At 27.7% G+C, this 1,204-nt stretch carries 2 protein-coding genes; both read left to right on the top strand.

Annotation, left to right across the window (positions count from 1 at the left end; translation table 11 throughout):
- Nucleotides 1-71 precede the first annotated feature (71 nt).
- Nucleotides 72-446, top strand: coding sequence for a hypothetical protein (locus N1032_RS23405; protein ID WP_259542755.1), 375 nt, complete (start codon nt 72-74; stop codon nt 444-446).
- Nucleotides 447-485: 39 nt separating this feature from the next.
- Nucleotides 486-776 (top strand): hypothetical protein, encoded by a 291-nt coding sequence (locus N1032_RS23400; protein ID WP_259542754.1) that lies wholly within the window; start codon nt 486-488, stop codon nt 774-776.
- Nucleotides 777-1,204 lie beyond the last annotated feature (428 nt).

The following is a 1,204-nucleotide window of genomic DNA, read 5'->3' as shown; positions in this document are numbered from 1 at the left end:
GTCAAAAGATAAGTGTTGGTAAAAACACATGAACTATTGATAAAGTTGATGTTACAACATCATTAGTAACAATGACTAATGGAAAGCAATTTCCTATCTCAATAGTTGAAAAGTATCTTGTAAATGATGCTCCAGCAACCAATGAAATTGCTAAAGGAGATAGAAAGAAAGTTGAAGAAAGAAGAAGTAGTGAAGAAGTTCTTAGATTGAAACTTGGTAAATTAAGAAGAGATTTCAATAAGATAGAACAATTATATGAAAAAGAAACCACACTATTGAGAAATATTTCTACATTATCTACATATGAAGGACAATATGGACAAGCATTTAGAGAATTAGATTTAATGATTAACAACTATCCACAACTTGCAACTATTCAAAAGAGAAGAGAATATTTAAATCTTGTTGAGCAAAGAATTAAAGATTTAAGTCCTGCTTTACAATGACCTCCAAGGAAAACTGAAACTGAGATATATGCTTATGCTTTGGTTAATGAAATGTTTTCAAGGAAATTTCAAGAAAGAATATCAAGTGCTATTGAAGGTGGTTTTGTAAGTTCAGAAGGAGATTTTGTAAAGAGAACTGTGAAAGAAGCAATAGCAACTGGAGCAATTAAAGATAAGGAACAATTTATAAAATCAATAAATAGATATATTACACACTTTAATAGAACAACTGATAACTCTGAAAGGTTAGAACACTTTAAAGAATACAAAGGGGGTAAAAGAAATGTGAACACTAATTTTGCATATCTTAAAAAGTCTGCTATCAAGTAAGAAAACTGAGTGTCTTATTTGTAAGAAATGATTTAAACATGAAGATTTAGAACTATGTAACAAATGTTGAAAGGAGATACATTAATGAATACATATACTATAATATTTTGAGGAGATGATTATTTTAGCACCTTTGATACAAGAGTTCAAGCTAAAAATAAAAATGAAGCATTAGAAAAAGCTAAAAAAGATTTTGAAAATGACAGCTATTTTACTGAGTATATTGATATTGATATAACAAGAGTTTTAAGATTACCTAAAAAGGAGAGAACAAATGGGACTATTAAGAAATAAGGAAAATGAAATACATATTCCAGATATTTTAAAAATTAATCATCCACAAATGTTTGCACCTATTTGATTAATGAAAAAGATTTTAAGCGATTGAGATGATGTCATTGATTTTGAAGTTATTGATATTCAAAATT

This window comes from Herbiconiux daphne (assembly GCF_024979295.1).
Classification (GTDB): domain Bacteria; phylum Actinomycetota; class Actinomycetes; order Actinomycetales; family Microbacteriaceae; genus Herbiconiux; species Herbiconiux daphnes.
Note: the sequence above shows the minus strand (reverse complement) of the source record. Positions and strands in the feature narration are given on the sequence as shown.

Excerpts from the sequence above, each read along its gene's own strand:
- N1032_RS23405 (WP_259542755.1), top strand. The coding sequence starts at position 72 with ATGACTAATGGAAAGCAATTTCCTATCTCAATAGTTGAAAAGTATCTT.